The following is a 22,468-nucleotide window of genomic DNA, read 5'->3' on the forward strand; positions in this document are numbered from 1 at the left end:
CCTCCGTCACCGCGCCTTCTCCAGAGACCTTAAGTCCGCGGCGTGGTCCGGATCACGCGGTCTTTACCGCTGGATGGAAAAGCCGCATCAGCCGGCATGTCCGCCCCTTCGGAGCCTCGGCCGGGCGCTCAGCCGGTGACGCCGAGCGTCCTCCCGATCGCCTTCGCGGCCACTTGGAGGGCCGGGAGCGTGCGCGCCACGGGCGGCGGCGTGGCCCCGATGCCGACGGCGCCGAGGGCCGCGATGACGCGTCCGCCGGCGCCGAAGACGGGGACGGCGAGGCCGGAGGTTCCGAGGGCGTGCTCCTCGATGGTGGTGGCGTAGCCCTGCTCGCGGATCTTCACGATCTCGCGCTGGAGCCTGGCCGGGTCGGTGATGCTGTGCCGCGTCTCCTGCTTCAGCTCGGCGAACGCCTGCTCGAGGACGGACACCGGCGCATAGGCGAGCAGGACCTTCCCGCCCGCGCTCGTGTGGAGGAGCAGCCGCTCCCCCACGCGCGCCACGGGCTGCCCGACGGCGGTGCCCGCGATGCGCTCCAGGAGCAGCGCGCGGGCGTCTTCGAGGACGAACAGGTTCACGACGTGACGGGTCGCGAAGAGGACGTCATGCATGTACGGGGCCGCGACCTCGCGCAGGCCCTTCTGGACGGGGGCGAGCATGCCGAGCGTCCACAGGCGGTAGCCGATCTGGTACCGGCCGCCGGTGGTCTTGGCCAGGGCGCCCCACTCCGTGAGCTCGCCGAGCAGGCGGTGGCACGTGGCCACGGGCGTGCCGGAGCGACGGGCGATCTCGGAGAGACCGAGGACCGGATTCTCCTGGTCGAACGCGCCCAGCACGTTCAGCGCCCGTGACGTCACGGACTTCCCGGCGGCCTTCGTATGACCTGCCACTGCCCACCTCGCCGACGAGGCGCCCGGCACGGTGCCGAACGCCTCCTTCACGATACCCGGGACGCGGTCCGCCGCGCCGCCTGCCCGGAGCCTTCCGTCCGGGTCAGCTCCGGGCCGGGATGCGTCCCGGGACGAAGCGCTGGCCCGGCTGGGCCACGGTGATCGGCCCGGAGAACTCCGCGGCCACGCCGGCCGCCCACTCCTCGTCGGTCGCCACGCCCGCCAGATGGGACAGGACCACGTGCCCGACGCCGGCCGCCCGGGCCACGCGCCCGACACCGGCGGGGGTGGTGTGGGAGATCTGCTGGTGGTTGAGGAACTCCGGCGAGAAGTCCCGGGCCGCAAAGTAGGCGAGGTTGACCGCCTCGTGGATGAGCAGGTCCGCGCCGGCGGCGAGGGTCGCGACGTTCTCGCACTCGGTGGTGTCCCCCGAGATCACGACCGAGCCGTAGCGGGTGTCGAAGCGGAACGCGAAGGCCGGGAACACCGGCGGATGCTCGACGAGGATGGCCGTGACCGTCACGTTCTCGTCCGCGTACACCTCGAACGGCTGCATGGCCGGGGTGGAGCCGGGGCCGCCCCCCGCGGCGTCCGCGGGGAGCTCGATGTCCACGGGGCGCACGATGCGCCGCAGGTCGGGGCGCCCCTCGTCGACGATGCGGATGGCGATGTCGTAGTCGAACGCCGCGAGGAGGTGGGAGACCATCTCGCTCGTCTGCGGCCCGGGCCCGTACACGGGGACGTCCCGGGTGAAGCCGTCCACGGGCCTGCCCCAGTTCCACAGCAGGTAGGCGGGCAGTTCGCCCACGTGGTCCGAGTGGAGGTGGGTGATGAACGCCGCCCGGAGGTCCTGGCCGCGGAGGCCGGCGGCGTTGGCCTGGCGGGTGCAGCCGAGGCCGAAGTCGACGAGGTAGTGCGCGCCGTCGACCACGATCGCGGTCGCGATGCCGGGCGCTCCGCTGCGGATCGCGGGCCCGGCCGCGGTGCCCAAGGTGATGACGTCGAGGCCGGCGGGCGCCGGGCTGTTCGCGGGGTGCATGCGGGTCCTCCGAATCAGCGGGCCGTGACGGCGGCAGGAGCTGCCGCGGGGATGGGGGTCGGGGCGGTGTGGCTGCGGGCGTTCACGGTGCGCAGCTCGAGGTAGGGCTCGAGCCCGAACGGGCCGCGCTCGCGTCCCACGCCGGAGGCCTTCCAGCCGCCGAACGGGGCGTCCAGCTCCACCTGCGTGTGCTGGTTGACCCAGACCGTGCCTGCCTCGATCCCGCCCGCCAGCTCGTCGGCGCGGTCCAGGTCCGGCGTCCACAGGGAGGCGCCGAGGCCGAACTCCTGGCCGTTGAGCCCCTCGAGGAGCCGGTCGAGGTCCGTGTAGGCGACTACGGGCAGGGCCGCGCCGAACTGCTCAGCCGCGACCAGGGCGGTGTCGAACGCTGCCCCGGCGACGACGGTCGGCTCGAGGAAGTACCCCGGCAGGGAGGTCCCCCGGCCGCCGCCCGAGGCGAGTCTCGCGCCGCCGTCGAGCGCGTCCCGCACCAGGCCCTGGACGAGCTCGAGCTGGGACCGGTTGTGCATCGGGCCCATGGTGGTGCCCTCCGCGACGCCGTGGCCGAGGACGAGCTTGGCCGCCTCCGCGGCGATCGCCTCCACGAACTCGGCCTCCCGCTCGGCGGGCACGAACACGCGCTTGACCGCCATGCAGACCTGCCCGGCGTTGCGGAACGCCGAGCCGACGATCCCCGCCGCGGTCAACGCCGCGTCGGCGTCGGGCAGGACGATGGCAGGGTCGTTGCCGCCGAGCTCGAGCGTGACGCGCTTGACCGTCGGGGCGGCCTGGGCCGCGATCGCGGCGCCCACCTCGGTGGAACCGGTGAAGGAGATCTTCCGGACCCGGGGGTGCTCGCTGAGCGCGCGGTTCACGGCGCGCCGGCCGGTGAGCCACTGGACCACCCCGTCCGGGACGAACTCCGCCACGGCGTCCACGAGCGCGATGGTGGAGAGCGGCGTGGTGGGCGACGGCTTGGCGATGACGGTGCAGCCGGCCGCGAGCGCGGGGGCGAGCTTGACGCTCAGGAGGGAGATCGGGAAGTTCCACGGGGTGATGGCGGCGACGACGCCGACCGGGCGGCGCTGGACGGTGAGCCGCCGGCCGCCGCGCTCGGGCAGGGACTCCTGCTCGTCCCATTCCAGGGTTGCGTAGTAGTCGAACACGTCCGCGGCGACGAGGACCTCGCCGACGGCCTCGCGCAGCACCTTGCCCTGCTCGAGCGAGAGGGTGCGGCCGATCCCGGGCGCCTTCGCCCGCAGGGCCGCGGCGGCGCCGCGCAGGGCGGCGCGGCGGGCATCGCGGTCGGCGGCCCAGCGCGGGCCGGCGGCGACGGCCCGCCCGACGGCGCGGTCGACGTCCGCCTCGGCGTGCAGGGGGGCGGTGCCGACCGGCTCCAGCGTGGCGGGGTCGAACACCTCGTACGTCGTTGTCATGCGATGTCCCTTTCGGCGGGCAGGGCGCCGGTGGGGCGCCGGGTCTCGGATCTGGTTCCCAGCGTGGCCCGGCACGCCGGGGACGGACAACGCGGTCTCTCCATCCAGTGGAAAGGGCGCGTTGCCGGTCACATCGCGGGACCCAAGAGTGGTGGGAGAGACATCAGCCACTCTTCAGCAGGAGGACCCATGGAGCCGAACCTCGCCGGCCACACCGTCGTCGTCACCGGAGCCGCCTCGGGCATCGGGGCCGCGACCGCAGCAGCCTTCGCCCGTCTCGGGGCGCGGGTGATCGGGGTGGACCGCAACGTTCCCGACGGCGCACGCGACTTCGTGCGCGCAGACCTCTCGAGCTCGGCGGGAGCCGCCGCGGCGGCAGAGGAGGTCCGCGCCCTGGCCCCGAGGATCGATCACCTCGCCAACATCGCCGGCGTGCCCGGCACCGCGCCGTGGCGGACCGTGCTCGGCGTGAACGTGCTCGGCCTGCGCGCCCTCACCGATGCCCTGCTGCCCTCCATCGCAGAGGGCGGGTCCGTGGTCCACCTCGCCTCGAACGTCGCGGACGGCTGGGCCGCCCGCGTCCCGCACCTCCGCGCATTCCTCTCCCACGCGGACGACGCCGAGGCCCTCGCCTCTGTCGAGGACGAGGCCGAGGTCACCGGCAACTCCTACCGCTTCTCGAAGGAGTGCGTGCGGGTCCTCGCCCAGGCCCAGGCGGCAGCCTCCCTCGGGCGCGTCCGCGTGAACTCCGTGAGCCCCGGCCCGGTCAGCACCCCGATTTTGGACGACTTCAAGCGCGACCACGGCACGGACAAGGTCGAGGGCGCCATCAGCCTCACCGGCGGCGCCGCCACGCCCGAGGCGGTGGCCGACGTCGTCGTCTTCCTCGCCTCCGACGCCGCCCGCTGGGTCAACGGCAGCGACGTCCGGGTGGACGGCGGCCTCGGCGCCCACCGCTTCACCGAGGCCGCGGCGCAGCCTGCCTGAGCTGCCGGCGCGCCGGGCGCCGCGGCCGGACCTAGGATGGCAGGGACCCCGCCGCCGTCCTGAGGAAGAAGATGCCGCCGCGCCCGACCCCGCTCGTCCAGGAGCTCGTGGTCACCCTCTACGGCCTCTACGCCGACCCGCGCACCGGCGAACTGCCCGTGGCCGGGCTCGTGCGGCTGCTCGACGGGGTGGGCGTGGACGGGCAGGCGGCGCGCGCCACGGTCTCCCGCCTGAAGGGCAAGGGGATCCTGGACCAGCGCCGGGCCGGCGGAACGAGCCTCTACGCCCTCTCCCCCGACGTCCTGGACCTCTTCCGTGCCGACGACGAGCGGATCTTCGCCCCCGTGCGCTCCGTCCCCGGGGACCCATGGTCCCTCGTCGTCTTCTCCGTGCCCGAGGCGGAGCGCAACCGCCGCTACGAGCTGCGCAGCGAGCTCGCGAGCCTGGGCTTCGGCTTCGTCGCGGCCGGGGTCGCGATCGCGCCGCGGACCGTCCTCGACCAGGCAAGGGAGCGCCTTGCGGCGCGGGGCCTCGACGGCTACACCGAGTGCTTCGCCGGGGAGTACCTCACGGGCGCGGACATCCGGGCGAAGGTCGGGCAGTGGTGGGACCTGGGCGCCCTGGACGAGCAGTATGCCGCGTTCATCGGCGACTACGAGCACCTCGAGGCCCCCTCGCCGGACGGCCCGGAGGCGGATCTGGCCGCGTTCACCGCCTACGTGCCCATGCTCACGCGCTGGCGCCGGTTCCCCTACCGCGATCCGAACATCCCGCTCGAGTACCTGCCGGAGGGCTGGAAGGCGCCCCGCGCGAAGGCGGCGTTCCTGCGCCTGCACGCGCAGCTGGCCGGCCCCGCGGGACGGCACGCCCGCAGGGCCCTCGAGGCCGCGTGATCCCCGGCGCTCAGCGCACGACGGCGGCCCCCGCCATCCAGCCGACCGTCGCCTCCCAGTGGGGCGCCGCGGGGTCGATGGCACCCAGATGGGTCAGGCCAGGCACCTCGAGCAGGCCGACGGGGCTGCCGCCGGCGCCGGAGGCCGAGCGCACGTAGTCGAGGGAGTGCGCGAGCGGCACGCGGTCGTCGGCGTCGCCGTGCACTGCGAGGACGGGGCATCCCGGGGGCAGCCGGCGGATCGGCGAGCCCTCCGCGTACACCCCCGGGAGCTCCGCCGGTCCCGCTCCGAAGAACGCGGCGGCGGCGCCGTCGCCCAGGCCCTCGGCCCACACCCGCCCAGCGTCGGTCACCGGTGCGAGGGCGACCGCACTGTCGAGCTCACCCGAGGCGAGCAGCACGAGCTGGCCGCCGACGGAGTGCCCGATCCCGACCAGCGGGCCGCCCCAGCTCCAGCGCCACCCACTGGCGGCGACGGCAGCGGCGGCGGCCCGGACGTCGTCGTCGGGCGCGGGCCACGGGCCCGAGGCGCCGCGCCGGTACTCCACGTTCGCCACCGCCCAACCGCGCCCCACGAGGTCCGCGGCGAGCGGGCGCATGAGCCCGAGCGTGAAGCGCTCGCGCCAGTAGCCGCCGTGGACCAGGAGCGCCACCCCGCGGGGCTGGCTGCCCTCGGCCGGGTCGTGGAGCTCGACGCGCTGGTCGGGGTGGGCGCCGTAGCGCACGACGCCGTCGGGCCGGTTCACGCGGCTGCCCCGCCTCAGGCGCCCGGGACGGAGCCCGGCGGGAGGAAGTCCACGTCTCGCAGGGCCGAGAGGCGCACGACCTCCTGGGGGTCGTCGAGGTTGTGCAGCTCGTCGAAGAGCCTGCTGAGCTGGCCGGCCGGGCTGACCCAGAAGAGCGACTTCCCGGGGGTCTCGCCCTTGTTGTAGTAGGCGTGCGGGAGGCCCTTGGGCATGCGGACGGTGTCGCCGGGCCCTGCCGTGGTCCACTCCCCGTCGAGGTACAGCGTGTACGTGCCCTCGAGGACGTAGATGTGCTCGTCCTGGGTCGGGTGCACGTGCGGCGGAACGCCGGTCCCGGTGGGGTCGAGGGACAGCCAGGCGAAGCTGGTGGCGGACTCGACCTTGGCCAGGTACGTGTGCCCGAGGACGTTCCACGTCTTGTTGCCCATGGCCTCGCTCGCGAGCGTGATGCCCTTGGGAAGGTCTCCGAGGATGATCTCCTGGCTCGTCGGCTCCATTGCCTGTTCCTTTCGTCGGTGGAAGGTCCGGCCAGCATGGCACGCCCCCACACGCTTATGCAATACCCATTGCGATCGCTAAAAATGGTGTATATGGTGTTCGTCACACGCTGGCCAGCGGACTGCCCACACCCCCAGACCCGAAGAAAGGCCACGCCATGACCTCTCCCCCCACGCCCGGCATGACCGTCCACGCCCTCGGCACCGGCGGCGGCCCCATCGTCTCCTCCAGCCGCGCCGGAACCTCCACCGCCGTCACCGTCGACGGCGCCACCTACGTCATCGACGCCGGGATGGGCAGCATCCGCAACTACCGCTCCCACTCGACCTGGGGCGCCCTGCGCGCCGTCCTCCTCACGCACCACCATTCCGACCACCTCTACGACCTCGGCGCCTACCTCGTGACGGGCTGGGAGGTGCCGGGCGAGTCGTTCTCCCGCCCGGTGCGGGTCCTCGGCCCCGGCCGGGCCTCCGTCGGGACCGAAGGGCGCACGACGGCGTCAACCACCGAGATCGTCGAGGCCCTCCTGGGCACCGTGTTCGCCTCCGACGTCGCCGTCCGGCGCGAGGACGAGCGCCGGGGCGACCCGCGTGCGTGGATCCTCGCCGAGGACATCGCCGTGCCGGGCGGTGCCGGCGCCGACGAGGCCACGCGGCATCCCGAGACGGAGCCGTTCGAGGTGTACCGCGACGAGCTGGTGAGCATCACCGCGGCCCTCGTGGACCACCGGCTCTGCTACCCGGCCTTCGCCTTCCGCGTCGACTCGCGCTACGGCTCGGTCGTGGTCTCCGGCGACACCGCGCCGTCGCCGAACCTCGTCCGCCTCGCACGCGGCGCCGACCTCCTCCTGCACGAGGTCATCGACCTGGACTCCATCCTCGCGACCTTCCCCGACGGCCCCACCCGCGCCGGCATCGAGGTGCACCTGCGCGAGTCCCACACCCCCTACAGCGAGGTCGGCAAGGTGGCCGCCGGCGCGGGAGTGGGCGAGCTCGTCCTGCACCACATCGTCCCGAACACGCCCGGCGCCGCGGACCTCGCGGCCATCCTGGCCGGCGCCCGCGCCGACTTCGCGGGGCCGGTCCGGATCGCCGAGGACAACGATGTCTTCCGGGTCGGCACCCAAGGCGACGCGGCCGGCGTCGTCCGCCACGAGCTCGCCGGGAGCAACGCGTGAGCGCCGCGCCCCAGGTCGCCGACCACACCCTGCGCGGGGCGATCGCGAACGGCCGCATGAACCGGCGCGCGTGGCTGGTGACCGGCCTGCTCGTGGTGTTCCAGATCATCAACTTCGCGGACAAGGCCGTCCTGGGCCTCGTGGCCGACCCGGCGATCCGCGAGCTCGGCCTCACCGCGGGCGAGTTCGGGATGATCGGCAGCTCCTTCTTCTTCCTCTTCGCGATCTCGGCCGTGGTGGTCGGGTTCGTCGCAGCCAGGGTCCCGACGAAGTGGCTCCTGCTCAGCATGGGCGTCGCGTGGGCCGTCATCCAGTTCCCGATGCTGGCCGGCGGCGGGGCCGCGGTCCTGCTCGTCACCCGCATCATGCTCGGCGCGGCCGAGGGCCCGGCCACGCCCATCACGCTCCAGCACGTGCACGGCTGGTTCGCACCGGCCGAACGGGGCCTGCCCAGCAGCCTCGTCGCCGCCGGCTCGACGCTCGGGCCCATCATCGCCGCTCCCGTGCTCGCCTGGATCATCGCGCATCCCGAGCTCGGATGGCGCTGGGCGTTCGGCTTCCTCGGAGTCCTCGGGCTGGTCTGGTCCCTCGCCTGGCTGCTCGTGGGCCGGGACGGGCCGTTCAGCCACACGGCCCGGCGCCGCGGCACCGCCGCCGCGCACCCGGGCCGGGACGCGCACGACGGCGGGGACGCGCCGTCGTCCGCCTCCTCGCCGGAGACGCGGGCTGGCGCGGCAGGGGGCGGCACCGCTACCGCGGCCGGATCCCCGCGTGGCACGTCGGGGAGCATCGCGGACCGGGCCGACGCGCTCGGGATCGTGCCGATCCGGCGGATCCTGGGCACGCGCATGTTCGCGGTCGCCGTTTTCGCCGGCGCAGGCTGCTTCTGGGCGCAGGGCTTCCTCACGACGTGGTCGCCGAAGTACCTCTCCTCGATCGTGGCGGTCTCCCCCGAGGCGATCGGGGCGCTCTCGACGCTGCCCTGGATCGTGGGGGCGCTCGCGCTCCTGGCGCTCGGGTACGCGTCGCGGTTCCTCATGCGCCGCGGGGTCACGGTCCGCTGGGCGCTCGGGGCACTGTTCGGCGGGACGCTCCTGGTCTCCGGCGTGTGCTTCCTGCTCCTGCCGGGGCTGCAGGGCGCGGCGGCCATCGCCGTCGTGACCGTCGGCGCGGGCCTCGCGATGATCTACCCGCTCGCTCCCACGGCGGTGGCCTTCTGCGTCAGCTCCAAGCAGCGGGCCGCGGTCATGGCCACCCTCACCGGCCTCGCCTCGCTCGGCGGCGTGGTCGCCCCCGCGATGGTGGGCGGCCTCATGGACGCGGCCGGCTACGTTCCGGCGCCGAAGGGCGTCAAGGAGTCGGCGGAGATGATCGCCCGGCTGGGGGCGGGCATGGACACCTCCTTCTGGGCCATCGGGGTGTACCTCGTCCTCGTGGGGGCGCTCAGCGTCCTCCTGCTCAACCCCGACCGGACGGGCACGCGGCTCCAGGAGCGGTTCGCGTTCAGCGGGTAGCCCGCCTGGCCCGCATCGGAAGAATGTGCCCCCGTTCCGGACGCCCCGCGCCTCGGCGTGGGACGTCCGGAACGGGGGCATTCAGGCGGCAGCTGCGTTCAGGGTTCCGGCTCGGGCACGGGCGTCGGCGCCCGCTGGTACTCGCGCGAGATGAGCCGGTAGGAGCGGGTGCTGAAGGCCGTCACCGCGAGCGCCGTGAGCAGGAGCCCGCTGGCCAGGAAGACGAGGGCGATCCCCCGGGCCTGGCCCTCGCCGAGCAGCCACCCCCACGTCTGGCGGCCGCCCTCGGATGCCGTGTACGGGATGATCCAGAACTGCGCGATGGGCGCGATGAGGAACGAGGTGATCGGCGCTGCCGCGGCCTCGAACGCGGAGGCGAATCCGAAGACCCGGCCCTGCCGCCGGTACGGGACGACCCTCTGGATCACGGTCTGCTCGGAGGCCTCGACGGCGGGGATGAGCATCATGTAGGCGAAGATGCCGAGCGCATAGACCCACCACCACTCGCGGATGGTGAAGAGAGCGCCGAGAAGCCCCATGGCGACGACCATGAGCAGCATCGTGCGCACCGGGTTCCTGCCCAGCCCGAACTTCGCGATGGCCGCGCCTCCGATGAGGAACCCCGTGGACGTCACGCCCAGGACGAGGCCCCAGAGCTCCACCGAGAACAGCGTCAGCCCATACGGGTCCATGAGCGCCATGTAGACGCCGCCGATGAGGTTGTTCAAGGTCGTGAACAGGATCAGGGCGAAGAGCCCGGGCACCCCGCGGATGGCGGCGAGGCTGCCGCGGATGTCCACCGAAGGCGCCTTCCCTCCCTCCGGGGCTGGCTTCTCCTCGGGGATGCGGACGAACATCAGGTGCGCGAGCGTGACGAGCGTGAGGGCAACGGCGATCGCCAGCGTCCACCCCATCCCCAGCAGGCCGACCGAGAGCCCGCTGAACACGCTGGTCGTGATGAACGCGAGCCCCTGGACGGTTCCCACCATGCCGTTGGCGTTCGCATGCCGCTCCACCGGCACCAGGAGGGTCACCGTCGTCGAGAGCGCGATGTTGCGCAGCTGCTCCACGACGGAGCCGAGCAGGATGACGCCGGAGAAGATCCAGAACCACATCCCGCCGAGGTCCACGATCGCGGACTCGGGCTGGAGGAGGTAGACCGCGGCGGCCACGAGGAACGCCCCGAGCGGGACGACGCTCGAGAGCACCATGACGCGGTGCTTCCGGTGCCGGTCGACCATCGTCCCGAAGTACATCGCGAACACCGCGACCAGCAGCATGTACGCGCCGCCCACGATCCCGGTGGCGAGCACGGACCGCGTCTCGAGGTAGACCCAGAAGGTGAGGGCGAACCAGAGGTAGCTGGTCGTGACGTTCGCGACCATCGTGTTGGCGAGCAGGGCGACGAAGACGCGCATGCCGTCCGACGGCGGGTGCACGCCACCGGGCGCGTGCTCGGCGGCCGCGCCCGCCGGAGGAGTCCGGGCCCCCTCAGTCACCCTACGAGGCTAGCGCGCAGCGGCGGGATCCGGCAGGGCAGCCAGATCGAATGGACAAACTGCCACATCGGGAGCTGCTTCCACCATGCAGAAGTGACATCGTGCACCGTCGTAATGTGCCCGCTTGTGCAGTGATCCCCTTCACACCTACCGTCGTGGGGAACCGATGCGCAGCCCATCATCGAGGAGGGGCCAGATGACCACCACCACCACCGCTTCCCAGCAGACCGCCTCCGCCGGCGCCGGGACCGCCCCGACCGTCTCCACCGCCGTGGCGGACGTGATCGCCGAGCGCGCCCACCACCTTTTCGGGCTCATGGGCAACGGCAACGCCCACCTGATCAGCCACCTGACCTACGCCGGCTTCCCCTTCACCTCCGCCCGGCACGAGGCCGCCACCGTCACGATGGCGGACGCGTGGCACCGGGCCACTGGCACGGTCGGCGTCGCGACGACCACCTACGGGGCGGGCTTCACGAACACCTACACCGCCCTGGCTGAGGCGCGGCTGGCCCGCATCCCCCTCGTCCTCGTGGTCGGGGATGCCCCGACCACCGGGCCCCGGTCCTTCGACATCGACCAGACGACGGCCGCGGCGGCGGTCGGGGTCACCACCCTCGTGGCGACCCCGCAGAACGCGGCCGCTGTCGCGCACCGCGCGTTCGACCTCGCCCTCCAGACCGTCCAGCCCGTGGTCCTCGCCATCCCCTACGACGTCGGCACCGCGCCCCTGGCTGCGGAGCAGTCCGGGCTCGAGCCGCTGCCGGCCAAGCCCGCGTGGCACGCCGATCCCGCCGATCTGGACCGGATCGCCGACCTTCTCCGCGCCGCGGAGCGCCCGCTGGTTCTCGCTGGCCGCGGGGTCGTGCTGGCCGACGCCGCGGTGCCCCTGCGCGAGCTCGGCGACCGGCTCGGTGCGCTGTTCATGACCTCGGTCATGGCCGTCGGCGTGGTCGACTCGCCCTGGGACCTCGGCGTGGCGGGCGGGTTCACGCGGGCCCACCGCCTCGAGCTGGCGCGGCAGGCCGACGTCGTCCTCGTGGCCGGCGCGTCGCTGAACGCCTTCCAGTCCCGCTACGGCACGCTGTTCCCCGAAGGCGCCAAGGTGATCCGGATCGACAACGAGCCCGCGGAGGACCTCGCCCACCCGCAGGTCACCGACTACCTCCGCGCCGACCTGGCCCCGGCCCTGACCGGTCTGGCCGAGCGCATCCCCGCGGCGGACCCCGCCCTGACCTGGCGGGCGCGAGTGCCCGAGGCCGCCGACGCGGCCTTCCACTCCGCCGAGCCGGTCGAGGACCCCGCCGAGTTCGGCGCCGACGGGCGGCTCAACCCGCGCGCCGTCGTCGCTGCGCTCGAGGAGATCCTGCCGAAGGAGCGGTCGGTGGTCATGGACGGCGGGCACTTCATCGGCTGGGCGCCGATGTACCTCTCGGTCCCGGATCCGCGGGCCATGGTTCTGGTCGGCACCGCGTTCCAGAGCATCGGGCTCGGCTTCGGCTCCGCCGCCGGCGTCTCCGCCGCCCGCCCGGACCGCACCACCGTGCTCGTCACCGGAGACGGCGGCGGGCTCATGGGCCTGGCAGATCTCGAGACCTTCCTGCGCGCCACCCGGCGGGGCGTCGTCGTCGTGCTCAATGACTCCGCCTACGGCGCCGAGCTGCACCAGTACGCCTCCAAGGGGCTGGACCCCACGGCGATGCTCATCGACGAGGTCGACTTCGCGGCCCTAGGGCGCGCCCTCGGCGCGCGCGGCGCGAAGGCCCACACCCTCGCTGACCTCGAGGCCCTCAGGGAGTGGCTCGCCACCGGCGAGGACGGCGTGTTCGTCCTCGACGTCGCGATCTCCCAGAAGGTAATCGCGGAGTTCATGGCTGCCTCCCTCGACGCGGGCAAGAGGCTGTAGCCCGACCACCCGGGGGGGCCGGGCCTCCCCTAGGCTTCCCTCCTGAACGACGGGAGCGTATGAGGGAAGCATGGACGCTCAGCGGGACCTGCTCCGAGGACGGGTGGCGGTCGTGACGGGATCCAGCCGCGGCTTCGGATTCGCCGCCGCCCAGCTGCTGGGACGCCACGGCGCCGCCGTGGTGGTGGCGTCAAGGTCCGAGCCCCATGTCGCGGACGCCGTCGAGCGTCTGCGCGCGGAAGGGATCACGGCTGCCGGCCGCCGCTGCGACACCGGGGAGATGGCGGACGTCGAGGCCCTGCGCGAGGAGGGGCGCCGCCTCGGGACGCTCGACATCTGGGTCAACAACGCCGGCATCTCCGGCGTCTACGGGCCCACGGCGTCCACCCCGGTGGAGGACTTCACGCGCGTGGTGCGCACGAACATCCTGGGCACCTTCCATGGGTCGCGGGCCGCGCTGCCGGTCTTCCTCGCGCAGGGCCATGGCGACCTCGTCAACATCTACGGCCAGGGCGACCGTGGTCCCGTGGCGCTGCAGAACGCCTACGCCTCGAGCAAGCGCTGGGTCCGCCAGTTCACCGAGACGCTGAGGCGGGAGACGGAGGGCACCGGGGTGCGGGTCCACGGGATGAACCCCGGCCTGATGACGACGGACCTCTTGGGACGGGTGACGTCACAGCGCGGGTACGAGCAGCGGCTGGGAGCGCTGCAGGTCGTGGTCGGCCTGTGGGGGCAGACGCCCGAGGAGGCGGCCCGCCCGCTCCTCGGCCTCGTCACTTCCGACGCCGCCGAGTACCGCGCACTGAAAGGACCGGCGCTGGTGACCCGCGGGATCCGCAGCATCCTGGCAGGACGGCTCCGCCGCGAGAACCGGATGCCCCTGGACATCACCGTCCTGGACGACGGCTCCGGGAGCTGAACGCGCCCGCCCGGGCGCCTATGCCGGGGCGGGGGCCTCTCCATGCGCCGCTTCGTCCCCAGCCTCCACCGCCGCCCGGATGGCCTCGGGCCACGGGGCGGACGCCTCGCTGTCCTTCGGCACGTGCACCGTCACGAACCGTCCCGACGCCGCGAGGCGCCGCTCGACGCGGCCGGAGGGGCCGCCGTCGTGCGCCTCGCCCCACACCTGGAAGCGGAACGTCATCGAGGACCGGCCGATCGCCTCGAGCTCGAGGACGGTCGTGGCTTCCTGCCCGAAGTACAGCTTGGAGAGGTAGTCGACCTCCTGGCGCACGCGCGGGGCGGCGCCGAAGTACGCCTCGAGCACGCCGAGGCGCCGGAACAGCCGCGCCTCGGCCGCCTCGACGCTGCGCAGCACGAACGAGTTGTGGTGGTGCCCCGCCGCGTCCGTGTCGACCCACTCGACGGTGCGGGTCACCTCTTCGCGCACGACGGCGCCGCTCGCCTCCGTCACGGAGTCCTCCTGGGTTGTGCGATTCACTCAGTTTGTGGGGTCCCGTCCCGATCCTAGGGCGGGACGGGACCCCACAACGGGCGGGACGGGACCCCGCAACCGGCGGGACGGGACCCCGCAACGGGCGGGACGGGACCCCGCAAGGGTCAGGCGTTCGCGAGGGCCTCGTGCTTCCGCGCCGCAGCCGGGGTCCAGCGCAGGTGGGTGGGCAGCTCGTCGGCGTCGGGCTCGCGCAGGAGCGAGAGCCGCGGGCGGACGGCGTCCGTGCGGGCCGACGGGGGCTTCCGCCGGCCGGCGCGGAACTGCTGGACCCACTCCGCGCCGTCGCCGCGGTAGTCCTGCTCGGCGGCGGCGTGCAGCGTCCAGTTCGGGTCGTACAGGTGCGTGCGGCCGAGAGCGCAGAGGTCGGCGCGGCCGGCGAGGAGGATGGAGTTGACGTCGTCGTAGCTCGAGATCGCGCCGACGGCGATGACGGCGGCGCCCGTCCCCTCGAGGGCCTGGCGGATCCGGTCTGCGAACGGCGTCTGGTACGAGCGGCCGAACGCGGGCTTCTCCTCCTTGGCGATCTGGCCGGAGGAGACGTCCACGGCGGCGGCGCCGTGCGCCACGAAGGCCTGCGCGATCTCCACGGCGTCCTCCACCGTGTTGCCGTCGGGGAGCCAGTCCACCGCGGAGATGCGGACAGTGACGGGACGCTCGGCCGGGAAGGCGGCGCGGACGGCGTCGAACACCTCGAGCGGGAACCGCAGGCGGTTCTCGAGGCTGCCGCCGTACTCGTCGGCGCGGCGGTTCGAGACCGGGGAGAGGAACGAGGAGAGCAGGTAGCCGTGCGCGGCGTGGACCTCGAGCAGGTCGAAGCCGGCCTCCCCGGCGCGACGGGCAGCGGCGACGAACTCCTCCCGGATCGCGTCCATGCCGGCCCGGTCCAGCTCGGCCGGGACCTGGTTCTCCGGGCCGTAGGCCAGGGCGGACGGCGCGACCGTCTGCCAGTTGCCCGACTCCAGGGGCTGGTCGATGCCCTCCCACATGAGCTTCGTGGAGCCCTTGCGGCCCGAGTGGCCGATCTGCGCGCCGATCTTCGCGGTCGAGGCGGTGTGGACGAAGTCCACGATCCGGCCCCAGGCGTCCTTCTGCCCGTCCGTGTAGAGGCCGGCGCAGCCCGGGGTGATGCGGCCCTCGGGGGACACGCACACCATCTCCGTCATGACGAGACCGGCCCCGCCGAGGGCCTTGGAGCCCAGGTGGGCGAGGTGGAAGTCGCCCGGCACGCCGTCCACGGCGGAGTACATGTCCATCGGGGAGACGACGACGCGGTTCTTCAGCTCGAGGCCGCCGATCCGGAAGGGCTGGAACATCGCGGGGCGGGACACGCCGTCGCCGTGGCCGGCGGCGGCCTGGGACGCGGCGAACCAGGCGTCGACCTGGGCGGCGAACTCCGGGTCGCGCAGCCGCAGGTTCTCCTGCGTGATGCGGCGCGAGCGGGTCAGGAGGTTGAAGCAGAACTGCGTGGGCTCCTGGGACGTGTACATGCCGATGTTCTCGAACCACTCGAGCGAGGCCTGGGCGGCGCGCTGGGTGGACTCGACGACGGGGCGCCGCTCGGTCTCGTACGCCTCGAGGGAGGCCTCGAGGGTGGGGTGCTCGTGCAGGCAGGCCGCGAGGGCGAGAGCGTCCTCCATGGCGAGCTTGGTGCCGGAGCCGATGGAGAAGTGCGCGGTGTGGGCGGCGTCGCCGAGGAGCACCACGTTCCCGTGCCGCCACGAGGCGTTGCGCACCGTGGTGAAGTTGATCCACTTCGAGTTGTTGGCGAGGACCTCGTGGCCGTCGAGCTCCTCGGCGAAGATCTCGCGGACCTTGGCGATGGCCTTCTCGTCGGAGACGCCCGGCGCGAAGGCGGTGCCCTCGGTCTCGTCGAACCCGGCGGCGCGCCACACGTCCTCGTGCATCTCGACGATGAAGGTCGAGCCCTCGTCCGAGTACGGGTACCCGTGGATCTGCATGGTGCCCCACTGGGTGTCCTTGACGAAGAACTGGAACGCCTCGAAGACGAGGTCCGTGCCCAGCCACATGTACTTGTTGGGGCGCACGTCCAGGCTCGGCCCGAACGAGTCGGCGAACTTCGCGCGCACGGCCGAGTTCACGCCGTCGGCCGCGAGGACCAGGTCGTAGTCGCGGGCGAGCTCCTCGACGTCGGGCGCCATGGTGGAGAAGCGGACGTCGACGCCGAGCTCCGCGGTGCGGCGCTGGAGGAGCTGCAGGAGCTCCTTGCGGCTCATGGCCGCGAAGCCCTGTCCGCCCACCGTGTGGCGGACGCCGTTGAGGGTGATGTCGATGTCCGTCCAACGGGCGAACCGCTCCGACATGTACTCGGCGACGACGGTGTCCGCGTTGCCGATCCCGCCGAGGGTCTCGTCGGAGAACACGACGCCGAATCCGAACGTGTCCTCGGCCCGGTTCCGCTCCCACACGGTGATCTCGTGGGACGGGTCGAGCTGCTTCATGAGCGCGGAGAAGTACAGGCCCCCGGGGCCGCCGCCGATGACTGCGATCTTCATGGTGGGTCTTCCTCTCAAACCTGGGTGCCGTTGGTGGCGGCCTGCTCGCGCAGGCGGTAGTGCTGGAGCTTGCCGCTCGGGTTGCGCGGGAGTGCCTCGACGAAGCGGACGTCGCGCGGGTACTTGTAGGGCGCGATGCGCGACTTGACGAAGTCCTGGATCTCGCGGCGCTTGGCGTCGTCGCCTTCCACGCCCTCGCGGAGGACGATGAACGCGCACACCACGGTGCCGCGCTCGGCGTCGGGGCGGCCGACGACGCCGGACTCCATGACGTCCGGGTGCTCGTTGATGGCGGCCTCGACCTCGGGGGCGCCGATGTTGTAGCCGGAGGAGACGATCATGTCGTCCGCGCGGGCCTGGTAGTAGAAGTAGCCGTCGGCGTCGCGGTAGAAGGTGTCGCCGGTGACGTTCCAGCCGTTGACCACGTAGGAGAGCTGGCGCTCGTCGTCGAGGTACCGGCATCCGGTCGGGCCGATGACCGCGAGCCGTCCGAGCTCCCCGGGCGCCACCTCGTTGCCCTCGTCGTCGAGGACGGTGGCCCGGTAGCCGGGGACGGCGCGGCCGGTGGCGCCGGGGCGGATGTCCTCGCCCGCGGCGGAGATGAAGACGTGGAGCATCTCCGTGGCGCCGATGCCGTTGATGAGCTTCAGGCCGGTCTCCTCGTAGACGTGCTGCCACGTCTCCTGCGGGAGGTGCTCGCCGGCCGAGACCGCCTTCTGCACGCCCTTGAGCAGGTCGGCGTGGCCCTCCTTGAGGATGGCCCGGTACGCGGTCGGGGCGGTGGCGAGGACCGTGACGCCGTGCTCCGCGACGAGCTCGGCGAGCTGGACCGGCGTCGTGCGCTCGGTCAGCAGCGCCGAGGCGCCGAAGCGCAGCGGGAACACCACGAGGGAGCCGAGCCCGAACGTGAACGCGAACGGGGCCGAGCAGGCGAAGACGTCCTCTTGCGTGGGCTGCAGGACGTGCCGGGCGAACGTGTCCGCGTTGGCGAGGATGTCGCGGTGGAAGTGCATGGTCACCTTGGGCACCCCGGTGCTGCCCGAGGTGGGGCCCAGGAGGGCGACATCGTCCGCCGCGGTCTGCACGGCGTCGAACGTCCCGCTCTTGGCCGCCGCGCGGGCGGTGAGGTCGTCCGGGCCCTCGCCGCCGTACCGGACGACCGTGGGGCGCACGACGGCGGCCGGGGCACCGAGGCCGGCGACCGCGGCGTCGAGGTCCTCGGCTAAGCGGTGGTCCACGAGCGCCACGCTGGGTGTGGTCCGCTCGAGGATCTGGGCGATCTCGGGGGCGCGGAGGGCGTGCATCGTCGTCACGACCACCCCGCCGGCCTTGAGGACGCCGAGCCAGGCGGCGACCGTCCAGGGGTTGTTCGGGGAGCGCAGGAGGACCCGGTTGCCGGGCACGAGGCCGAGGTCCTCGGTGAGGACCTGCGCGACCTGGTTGGCGTGCGTCTGGAGCTCGCCGTAGGTCCAGCGGGTGCCGTCCGGGGCGATGACGGCCGGGCGGTCGGCGCCGAAGCGCTCGACGGCGCGGTCGATCAGCGCCGCACCGGCGTTGAGCCGGTCGGGGTACTGGAGCTCGGGGAGGGTGAACTCGAAGGTCGGCCACTGCTCGGCCGGGGGGAGGTTGTCCCGCGCGAACGTGTCCGCGTGGGCGGAGGGTGAGAGAGCCATGGCGCACCTTTCGTGATGTGCGGGTGGGGCACGGGTGGGGATCTGCAGAGGGCCTGTCGGCCCGGGGCCCGGGGCCCGGGGCCCGGACGTCAGTGTCCGGGCCGGACCAGGGCCTCCTGGGCCACGGTCGCGACGAGGCGGCCGTCGGTGTCGTAGAACCTGCCCAGGCCGAGGCCGCGCCCGGACTGGGCGCCGGCGCCCTCCTGGACGTAGAGGAGCCATTCGTCCACGCGGGCCGGGCGGTGGAACCACATGGCGTGGTCGAGGCTCGCGGTCGTCAGGCCCGGGTCGGCCCAGGCGAGGCTGAGGGCCCGCAGGGTGGGCTCGATGATCGTGTAGTCGCACACGTAGGCCAACGCCGCGGTGTGGAGCTGGTCCGCGGTGAGGTCGCCGGCCCGGGCGCCCTCGAGGGGGCTGAAGGCGCGGACCCAGACGGCCTGGTGCGGCACCGGCTCGCCCTCGACCCGCACATACACCGGCCCAGGGACGTGCCGCGTGTCGAAGGAGCGGCCGCCGGACCAGTACGCCTTGGCTTCCTCAGTCATGGTGCCGGCCTCGCGGGTTCCGGGCTCCACGTGCGCGAGGTACTCGGCCGAGGTCGGCAGCATCTCGGGGGCCGGGACGCCGGCGGGCATCGCGGGGGCGAGCTCGGCGCCGTCCTCGGGCACCTGGAACGAGGCGAGCGCGGCGTAGACGGGCTTGCCGTTCTGGTAGCCGCGGATCTGCCTGGTGGAGTAGCCGCGGCCGTCGCGCAGCAGCTCGACCTCGTACCGGACCTCTGCGCCGATGTCGACCGGCCGCATGAAGTAGGAGTGCATCGAATGCAGGCGGCGGTCCGTCCCGGCCGAGAGCATCGCGGCGGCGGCGGCCTGGGCCACCATGTCGCCGCCGTAGGCCTTGGGCCACGGGCAGGGCTGCGTCGTCGCAGTGAAGGCGCGGTCGAAGTGCTCCGGCTCCGCCGGGGTCAGCTCGAGCGCCGCGAGGAGGGTCTCCGCGGTGCCGCCGCGCGGCGTCGTGCGCGTCTCCTGAGTCCCGGTGCTCATGCCCGACGGAACCCCTCGAGCTCGGAGTCGTCGACGTCCTCGAGGTTCACCACGATGTTCTCCGGCGTGCGGGCGGTGAGCCAGACGAGCTCCTCGGTGGTGGACATGTTGGCCTCGACGTGCGGCATGAACGGCGGGACGAAGACCCAGTCCCCTGCGGTCATGTCGATGTAGTCCTTGTAGCCCTCGCCGAAGTAGATGCGGCCGTGGCCGCGGAGCACGTACCCGCCGGTCTCGGCCTCGCCGTGGTGGTGTGGGAAGGAGCGGTAGCCGGGCTCGTTGGAGACCTGGCCGAACCAGATCTTGGTAGCAGGGGTGTGCTGGATCGAGACGCCGGAGACGCGCACGCACTGCCCGGACTGCATCGTGGAGGTGTCCTCCTGCCCGGCGCGGGTCACGACGGGGACGACGCGGCCGTCGGGCTGGGCGTAGACGGAGTTGTCGCCCTCGGTCGCGTACTGGGTCTGCTGGGTCATCATGGCTCCTTTGCCTTGTCTCTAGTGTGTCGGGGTCAGTCGGTGAAGCGGATGGTGTTGGCCACGCGGCCCAGGCCCTGGGCCTCGACCACCACCGTGTCGCCGTCGGCGAGGTACCGCGGGGGCTTCATCCCCATGCCAACGCCGCCGGGGGTGCCGGTCAGGATGACGTCGCCCGGGCGCAGCACCGTGAACTGGGAGATGTAGGCCACGAGGGCCGCGGGGCTGAAGACGAGCGTCTTGGTGTTGCCGGTCTGGCGGCGGACGCCGTTGACCTCGCAGGTGATCTCGATGCCGGCCTCGGGGTCGAGGGCGTCTGCGGTGACGAGGACCGGGCCCAGCGGGTTCGTGGCGTCCCAGGCCTTGCCCTGGAACCACTGGAGGGTGCGGTTCTGCCAGTCGCGCACCGAGATGTCGTTCGCGAGGGTGTAGCCGGCGATCCCCTGCCGCGCCTCCTCCTCGCCGGCGTTGCGCAGCTCGGCGCCCACGACGACGGCGAGCTCGGCTTCCCAGTCGAGCGCGCCCTGGGCGGCGGCCGGCACGGCGATCTCGTCCGTGGGGCCGGTCAGCGTGTCGGCGAACTTCGCGAAGAGGGTGGGGTGCTCGGGGAGGTCGCGGCCCATCTCGAGGATGTGGTCGGCGTAGTTCAGTCCGCAGCAGATCACCTTGCGGGGGGCCGGGAGCGGGAGGACGAGCTCGGCGTCGTCCGCCGCGACCGGGGCGACGGCGTGCGGCGCGGGCCCCGCGAGGGCGGCCTGCGCCGTCGTGCGCCACGCGGCGTCGGCGAGGAGCGCGCTGAGGTGCGGCGCGCCCAGCGGCAGCCACTGGTCCCCGCTGCGCACGGCGGCGCGGGTTCCCTCCGCGGTCCGGATGGTGGCCAGTTCCATGGGACTCCTCCCTGGGTCTTTCAGCGACTTTCTGAAGTATGTCGCTTTCTTGACGTTCGTCAACTAAGCTCAACGTAACACGGCTCACACCGCCGTGACTAGCCCCACACTGGAACGAGCCCGCGAGGGATGCAGGAGGACACCATGGAGGCCACCATGACGCGCAAGGAGACCATCAACCCGGCGTCGCTGCCCAAGCCGTCCGGCTACGCGCACGGGATCAAGGTCGGGGACACCGTGTACCTGGGCGGCCAGACTGCCCTGGATGCGGACATGAAGATCGTCCCCGGAGGGATCGTCGAGCAGTTCAAGCAGGCGTTCGGGAACGTCCTGGCCACACTGGAGGAGGCAGGCGGGAAGCCCGAGGACCTCGTCGACGTGACGATCTACCTGACCGACGTGGACGACTACATGGCCAACGGGCGCGAGATCGGGCGGCTGTGGCGCGAGATGGCCGGGCGCGAGTACCCCGCCATGGCCGGGATCGGCATCACCCGGCTCTGGCAGGAGGAGGCGCTCATCGAGATCAAGGGCGTCGCCGTGATCGGGTCGGGCGCGGCGGAGTAGGGGGCGGGGCACCAGCCTGGTTGCGGGGTCCTGTCCCTGCGCTTGCGGGGTCCTGTCCCTGCACCGAGAATGCGGCGCCGGGCAGGCGGAGCCGTCCGGCGTCGCGCCCCCCGCCTATCCCGCCAGCACCTTTTCCGCATGGCGTCGGGCGGGGCCGGCGAGCTTCGCGTGGAGCTCCGCGAACAGCCGCTGCGCCACGAGCCCCTGCCAGTTCCCCGGGAGGTACTCAGCGGGCAGTCCGGGGTCGAGGTACGGGAGCCGCCGCCAGTGCGTGAGCAGCGAGACGTAGTCCGTGAACGCGGCGGCGTCGTCCTCCGCGGACGACGGCGGGGGCGCGCCCTCCCAGCGTTCGCGCACCTCACGCTGGCCCTCCACGAACTCCGCGTAGGTCGCGTCCAGCGCCTCCAGGTCCCACCACTCGGCGACGCGGCCGCGCATGCCCGACCCCTCGCCGTCGTCCGCGTACTCGGCGCGGAAGAACTCGACGTAGCCGGCGGCACCCGCCCGGGCGAGGCGACGCCTGGCCTCCCGCTCGAGTGAGGCCGGGGCGATCCACAGCCCAGGCGAGACGGCGCCGAAGCCCAGGCGTGTGAAGGCGGCGCGGATCTGGTGGCGCAGCGCGCGCTGCGACTCCGGCACGGAGAAGGCGGCGAGCAGCCATGGGTCCTCGGGGCGGGCGCGGCGGGGCGAGAAGATGCGCTCGTCGCCCTCAGAGAAGACCTCTTCGAGTCCTGGACCGAGGCGGTAGGCCGCGGCGTTGCCGAGCTTGACGCTCTCGAGCACGCCGCGCTTCTTGAGCCGGGAGACGGCGGAGCGGACGCCCGCGCCCTCGACGCCGAGGTCGCCGAGCAGCCGCACGAGTCCCGCGACCGGCAGGACGCCCCCGTGCTCGCGCGCGTAGAGGCCGAACACTGTGACGATCAGCTGCTGGTGCCGCGGGGAAGCGGCCGCGGCCTTGGACTCCGCTGCGGCGACGGTGGACATGCCTCCGAGCCTACCGCCGGTGACTCCGGGGAGCCGGGCTGAGCGCGGGGCCGACGGGACGAGACCCCACAACGCGCGGGACAGGACCCCACAATGCACTGCTCCCCGGAAGTTGGACCGTGATATTCGGTTCCGTCTTCTGGGGAGCAGTTCATGCGTGTGAGTAGTTCGCTGTCCGAGGGGCAGCGGTCGGCGGCTGTAGCGTTGTTCGAGCAGGGTTTCGCCGATCGGGCCGCGGCAACTCGGCTGGGGGTGTCCCGGTGGCCGGTGCAGCGGCTGTATCGG

The 22,468-nt window shown here is 72.9% G+C and carries 20 protein-coding genes; 7 read left to right on the plus strand and 13 right to left on the minus strand.

Annotation, left to right across the window (positions count from 1 at the left end; translation table 11 throughout):
• Positions 1 to 128: 128 nt before the first annotated feature.
• From ACQ5BE_RS12840 to ACQ5BE_RS12850, 3 genes are all read right to left on the minus strand, one after another.
• Positions 129 to 890: an IclR family transcriptional regulator gene (locus ACQ5BE_RS12840; protein WP_430297365.1), complete on the minus strand. Its 762-nt coding sequence runs from the start codon at positions 888 to 890 to the stop codon at positions 129 to 131.
• A gap of 103 nt (positions 891 to 993) precedes the next feature.
• Positions 994 to 1,929, minus strand: a complete 936-nt coding sequence (locus ACQ5BE_RS12845; RefSeq protein ID WP_430297366.1) for an MBL fold metallo-hydrolase — start codon at positions 1,927 to 1,929, stop codon at positions 994 to 996.
• Positions 1,930 to 1,943: 14 nt separating this feature from the next.
• A complete protein-coding gene (locus ACQ5BE_RS12850; RefSeq protein ID WP_430297367.1) occupies positions 1,944 to 3,365 on the minus strand; it encodes an aldehyde dehydrogenase family protein in 1,422 nt (473 codons plus the stop codon).
• Positions 3,366 to 3,554: 189 nt separating this feature from the next.
• Between ACQ5BE_RS12850 and ACQ5BE_RS12855 the strand changes: the two genes are divergently transcribed.
• Positions 3,555 to 4,352 carry a coniferyl-alcohol dehydrogenase gene (locus ACQ5BE_RS12855; RefSeq protein WP_430297368.1) on the plus strand — a complete coding sequence of 266 codons (798 nt, stop codon included), beginning with the start codon at positions 3,555 to 3,557 and terminating at the stop codon, positions 4,350 to 4,352.
• Positions 4,353 to 4,423: 71 nt separating this feature from the next.
• Positions 4,424 to 5,245, plus strand: coding sequence for a PaaX family transcriptional regulator (locus ACQ5BE_RS12860; protein WP_430297369.1), 822 nt, complete (start codon positions 4,424 to 4,426; stop codon positions 5,243 to 5,245).
• Positions 5,246 to 5,255: 10 nt separating this feature from the next.
• On the opposite strand, the gene ACQ5BE_RS12865 is transcribed toward ACQ5BE_RS12860, so the two are convergent.
• Entirely contained in the window at positions 5,256 to 5,990 is a 735-nt protein-coding gene (locus ACQ5BE_RS12865; RefSeq protein WP_430297370.1) for an alpha/beta hydrolase family protein, read from the minus strand.
• Between the two features lie 14 nt (positions 5,991 to 6,004).
• Positions 6,005 to 6,487 (minus strand): cupin domain-containing protein, encoded by a 483-nt coding sequence (locus ACQ5BE_RS12870; protein ID WP_208711147.1) that lies wholly within the window; start codon positions 6,485 to 6,487, stop codon positions 6,005 to 6,007.
• Between the two features lie 158 nt (positions 6,488 to 6,645).
• Between ACQ5BE_RS12870 and ACQ5BE_RS12875 the strand changes: the two genes are divergently transcribed.
• Positions 6,646 to 7,665 carry an MBL fold metallo-hydrolase gene (locus tag ACQ5BE_RS12875; RefSeq protein WP_430297371.1) on the plus strand — a complete coding sequence of 340 codons (1,020 nt, stop codon included), beginning with the start codon at positions 6,646 to 6,648 and terminating at the stop codon, positions 7,663 to 7,665.
• Positions 7,662 to 9,179: an MFS transporter gene (locus ACQ5BE_RS12880; protein ID WP_430297372.1), complete on the plus strand. Its 1,518-nt coding sequence runs from the start codon at positions 7,662 to 7,664 to the stop codon at positions 9,177 to 9,179. Before ACQ5BE_RS12875 ends, ACQ5BE_RS12880 begins: the two co-directional genes overlap by 4 nt.
• A gap of 98 nt (positions 9,180 to 9,277) precedes the next feature.
• Here the strand turns inward: ACQ5BE_RS12880 and ACQ5BE_RS12885 are convergent, their stop codons facing one another.
• Positions 9,278 to 10,597: an MFS transporter gene (locus ACQ5BE_RS12885; RefSeq protein WP_430297389.1), complete on the minus strand. Its 1,320-nt coding sequence runs from the start codon at positions 10,595 to 10,597 to the stop codon at positions 9,278 to 9,280.
• A 277-nt stretch (positions 10,598 to 10,874) separates the two neighbouring features.
• Between ACQ5BE_RS12885 and ACQ5BE_RS12890 the strand changes: the two genes are divergently transcribed.
• Positions 10,875 to 12,584, plus strand: coding sequence for a thiamine pyrophosphate-binding protein (locus ACQ5BE_RS12890; protein WP_430297373.1), 1,710 nt, complete (start codon positions 10,875 to 10,877; stop codon positions 12,582 to 12,584).
• A 70-nt stretch (positions 12,585 to 12,654) separates the two neighbouring features.
• Positions 12,655 to 13,503 carry an SDR family NAD(P)-dependent oxidoreductase gene (locus ACQ5BE_RS12895; protein WP_430297374.1) on the plus strand — a complete coding sequence of 283 codons (849 nt, stop codon included), beginning with the start codon at positions 12,655 to 12,657 and terminating at the stop codon, positions 13,501 to 13,503.
• 18 nt (positions 13,504 to 13,521) lie between these two features.
• On the opposite strand, the gene ACQ5BE_RS12900 is transcribed toward ACQ5BE_RS12895, so the two are convergent.
• The 6 genes from ACQ5BE_RS12900 to ACQ5BE_RS12925 all read right to left on the minus strand — a co-directional run bounded on the left by ACQ5BE_RS12900 (position 13,522) and on the right by ACQ5BE_RS12925 (position 20,632).
• Positions 13,522 to 13,998: an acyl-CoA thioesterase gene (locus ACQ5BE_RS12900; protein WP_430297375.1), complete on the minus strand. Its 477-nt coding sequence runs from the start codon at positions 13,996 to 13,998 to the stop codon at positions 13,522 to 13,524.
• A gap of 146 nt (positions 13,999 to 14,144) precedes the next feature.
• Complete coding sequence (locus ACQ5BE_RS12905; RefSeq protein ID WP_430297376.1) at positions 14,145 to 16,553, minus strand: bifunctional salicylyl-CoA 5-hydroxylase/oxidoreductase; 2,409 nt, start codon at positions 16,551 to 16,553, stop codon at positions 14,145 to 14,147.
• 14 nt (positions 16,554 to 16,567) lie between these two features.
• Positions 16,568 to 18,226: an AMP-binding protein gene (locus ACQ5BE_RS12910; protein WP_430297377.1), complete on the minus strand. Its 1,659-nt coding sequence runs from the start codon at positions 18,224 to 18,226 to the stop codon at positions 16,568 to 16,570.
• 89 nt (positions 18,227 to 18,315) lie between these two features.
• Entirely contained in the window at positions 18,316 to 19,269 is a 954-nt protein-coding gene (locus ACQ5BE_RS12915; protein WP_430297378.1) for an acyl-CoA thioesterase, read from the minus strand.
• A complete protein-coding gene (locus ACQ5BE_RS12920; RefSeq protein ID WP_430297379.1) occupies positions 19,266 to 19,748 on the minus strand; it encodes a cupin domain-containing protein in 483 nt (160 codons plus the stop codon). Before ACQ5BE_RS12920 ends, ACQ5BE_RS12915 begins: the two co-directional genes overlap by 4 nt.
• Before the next feature lie 32 nt (positions 19,749 to 19,780).
• Positions 19,781 to 20,632: a fumarylacetoacetate hydrolase family protein gene (locus ACQ5BE_RS12925; protein ID WP_430297380.1), complete on the minus strand. Its 852-nt coding sequence runs from the start codon at positions 20,630 to 20,632 to the stop codon at positions 19,781 to 19,783.
• Between the two features lie 144 nt (positions 20,633 to 20,776).
• Here ACQ5BE_RS12925 and ACQ5BE_RS12930 point away from each other — a divergent pair, with 144 nt between their 5' ends.
• Positions 20,777 to 21,199, plus strand: coding sequence for a RidA family protein (locus ACQ5BE_RS12930; protein ID WP_430297381.1), 423 nt, complete (start codon positions 20,777 to 20,779; stop codon positions 21,197 to 21,199).
• Positions 21,200 to 21,313: 114 nt separating this feature from the next.
• Here ACQ5BE_RS12930 and ACQ5BE_RS12935 read toward each other — a convergent pair whose 3' ends face one another.
• A complete protein-coding gene (locus ACQ5BE_RS12935; protein ID WP_344299983.1) occupies positions 21,314 to 22,183 on the minus strand; it encodes a PaaX family transcriptional regulator in 870 nt (289 codons plus the stop codon).
• Between the last annotated feature and the right edge of the window lie 285 nt (positions 22,184 to 22,468).

The organism is Sinomonas sp. B1-1 (assembly GCF_050474465.1).
Classification (GTDB): Bacteria; Actinomycetota; Actinomycetes; order Actinomycetales; family Micrococcaceae; genus Sinomonas; species Sinomonas flava.

Bases quoted from the DNA above. Each gene is read 5' to 3' on its own strand.
- ACQ5BE_RS12890 (WP_430297373.1), top strand. From the start codon at position 10,875: ATGACCACCACCACCACCGCTTCCCAGCAGACCGCCTCCGCCGGCGCC.
- ACQ5BE_RS12920 (WP_430297379.1), bottom strand. From the start codon at position 19,748: ATGATGACCCAGCAGACCCAGTACGCGACCGAGGGCGACAACTCCGTC.
- ACQ5BE_RS12855 (WP_430297368.1), top strand. From the start codon at position 3,555: ATGGAGCCGAACCTCGCCGGCCACACCGTCGTCGTCACCGGAGCCGCC.
- ACQ5BE_RS12935 (WP_344299983.1), bottom strand. From the start codon at position 22,183: ATGTCCACCGTCGCCGCAGCGGAGTCCAAGGCCGCGGCCGCTTCCCCG.
- ACQ5BE_RS12870 (WP_208711147.1), bottom strand. From the start codon at position 6,487: ATGGAGCCGACGAGCCAGGAGATCATCCTCGGAGACCTTCCCAAGGGC.
- ACQ5BE_RS12885 (WP_430297389.1), bottom strand. From the start codon at position 10,597: ATGCGCGTCTTCGTCGCCCTGCTCGCCAACACGATGGTCGCGAACGTC.
- ACQ5BE_RS12905 (WP_430297376.1), bottom strand. From the start codon at position 16,553: ATGAAGATCGCAGTCATCGGCGGCGGCCCCGGGGGCCTGTACTTCTCC.
- ACQ5BE_RS12910 (WP_430297377.1), bottom strand. From the start codon at position 18,226: ATGGCTCTCTCACCCTCCGCCCACGCGGACACGTTCGCGCGGGACAAC.
- ACQ5BE_RS12875 (WP_430297371.1), top strand. From the start codon at position 6,646: ATGACCTCTCCCCCCACGCCCGGCATGACCGTCCACGCCCTCGGCACC.
- ACQ5BE_RS12860 (WP_430297369.1), top strand. From the start codon at position 4,424: ATGCCGCCGCGCCCGACCCCGCTCGTCCAGGAGCTCGTGGTCACCCTC.
- ACQ5BE_RS12930 (WP_430297381.1), top strand. From the start codon at position 20,777: ATGGAGGCCACCATGACGCGCAAGGAGACCATCAACCCGGCGTCGCTG.
- ACQ5BE_RS12895 (WP_430297374.1), top strand. From the start codon at position 12,655: ATGGACGCTCAGCGGGACCTGCTCCGAGGACGGGTGGCGGTCGTGACG.
- ACQ5BE_RS12850 (WP_430297367.1), bottom strand. From the start codon at position 3,365: ATGACAACGACGTACGAGGTGTTCGACCCCGCCACGCTGGAGCCGGTC.
- ACQ5BE_RS12845 (WP_430297366.1), bottom strand. From the start codon at position 1,929: ATGCACCCCGCGAACAGCCCGGCGCCCGCCGGCCTCGACGTCATCACC.
- ACQ5BE_RS12925 (WP_430297380.1), bottom strand. From the start codon at position 20,632: ATGGAACTGGCCACCATCCGGACCGCGGAGGGAACCCGCGCCGCCGTG.
- ACQ5BE_RS12915 (WP_430297378.1), bottom strand. From the start codon at position 19,269: ATGAGCACCGGGACTCAGGAGACGCGCACGACGCCGCGCGGCGGCACC.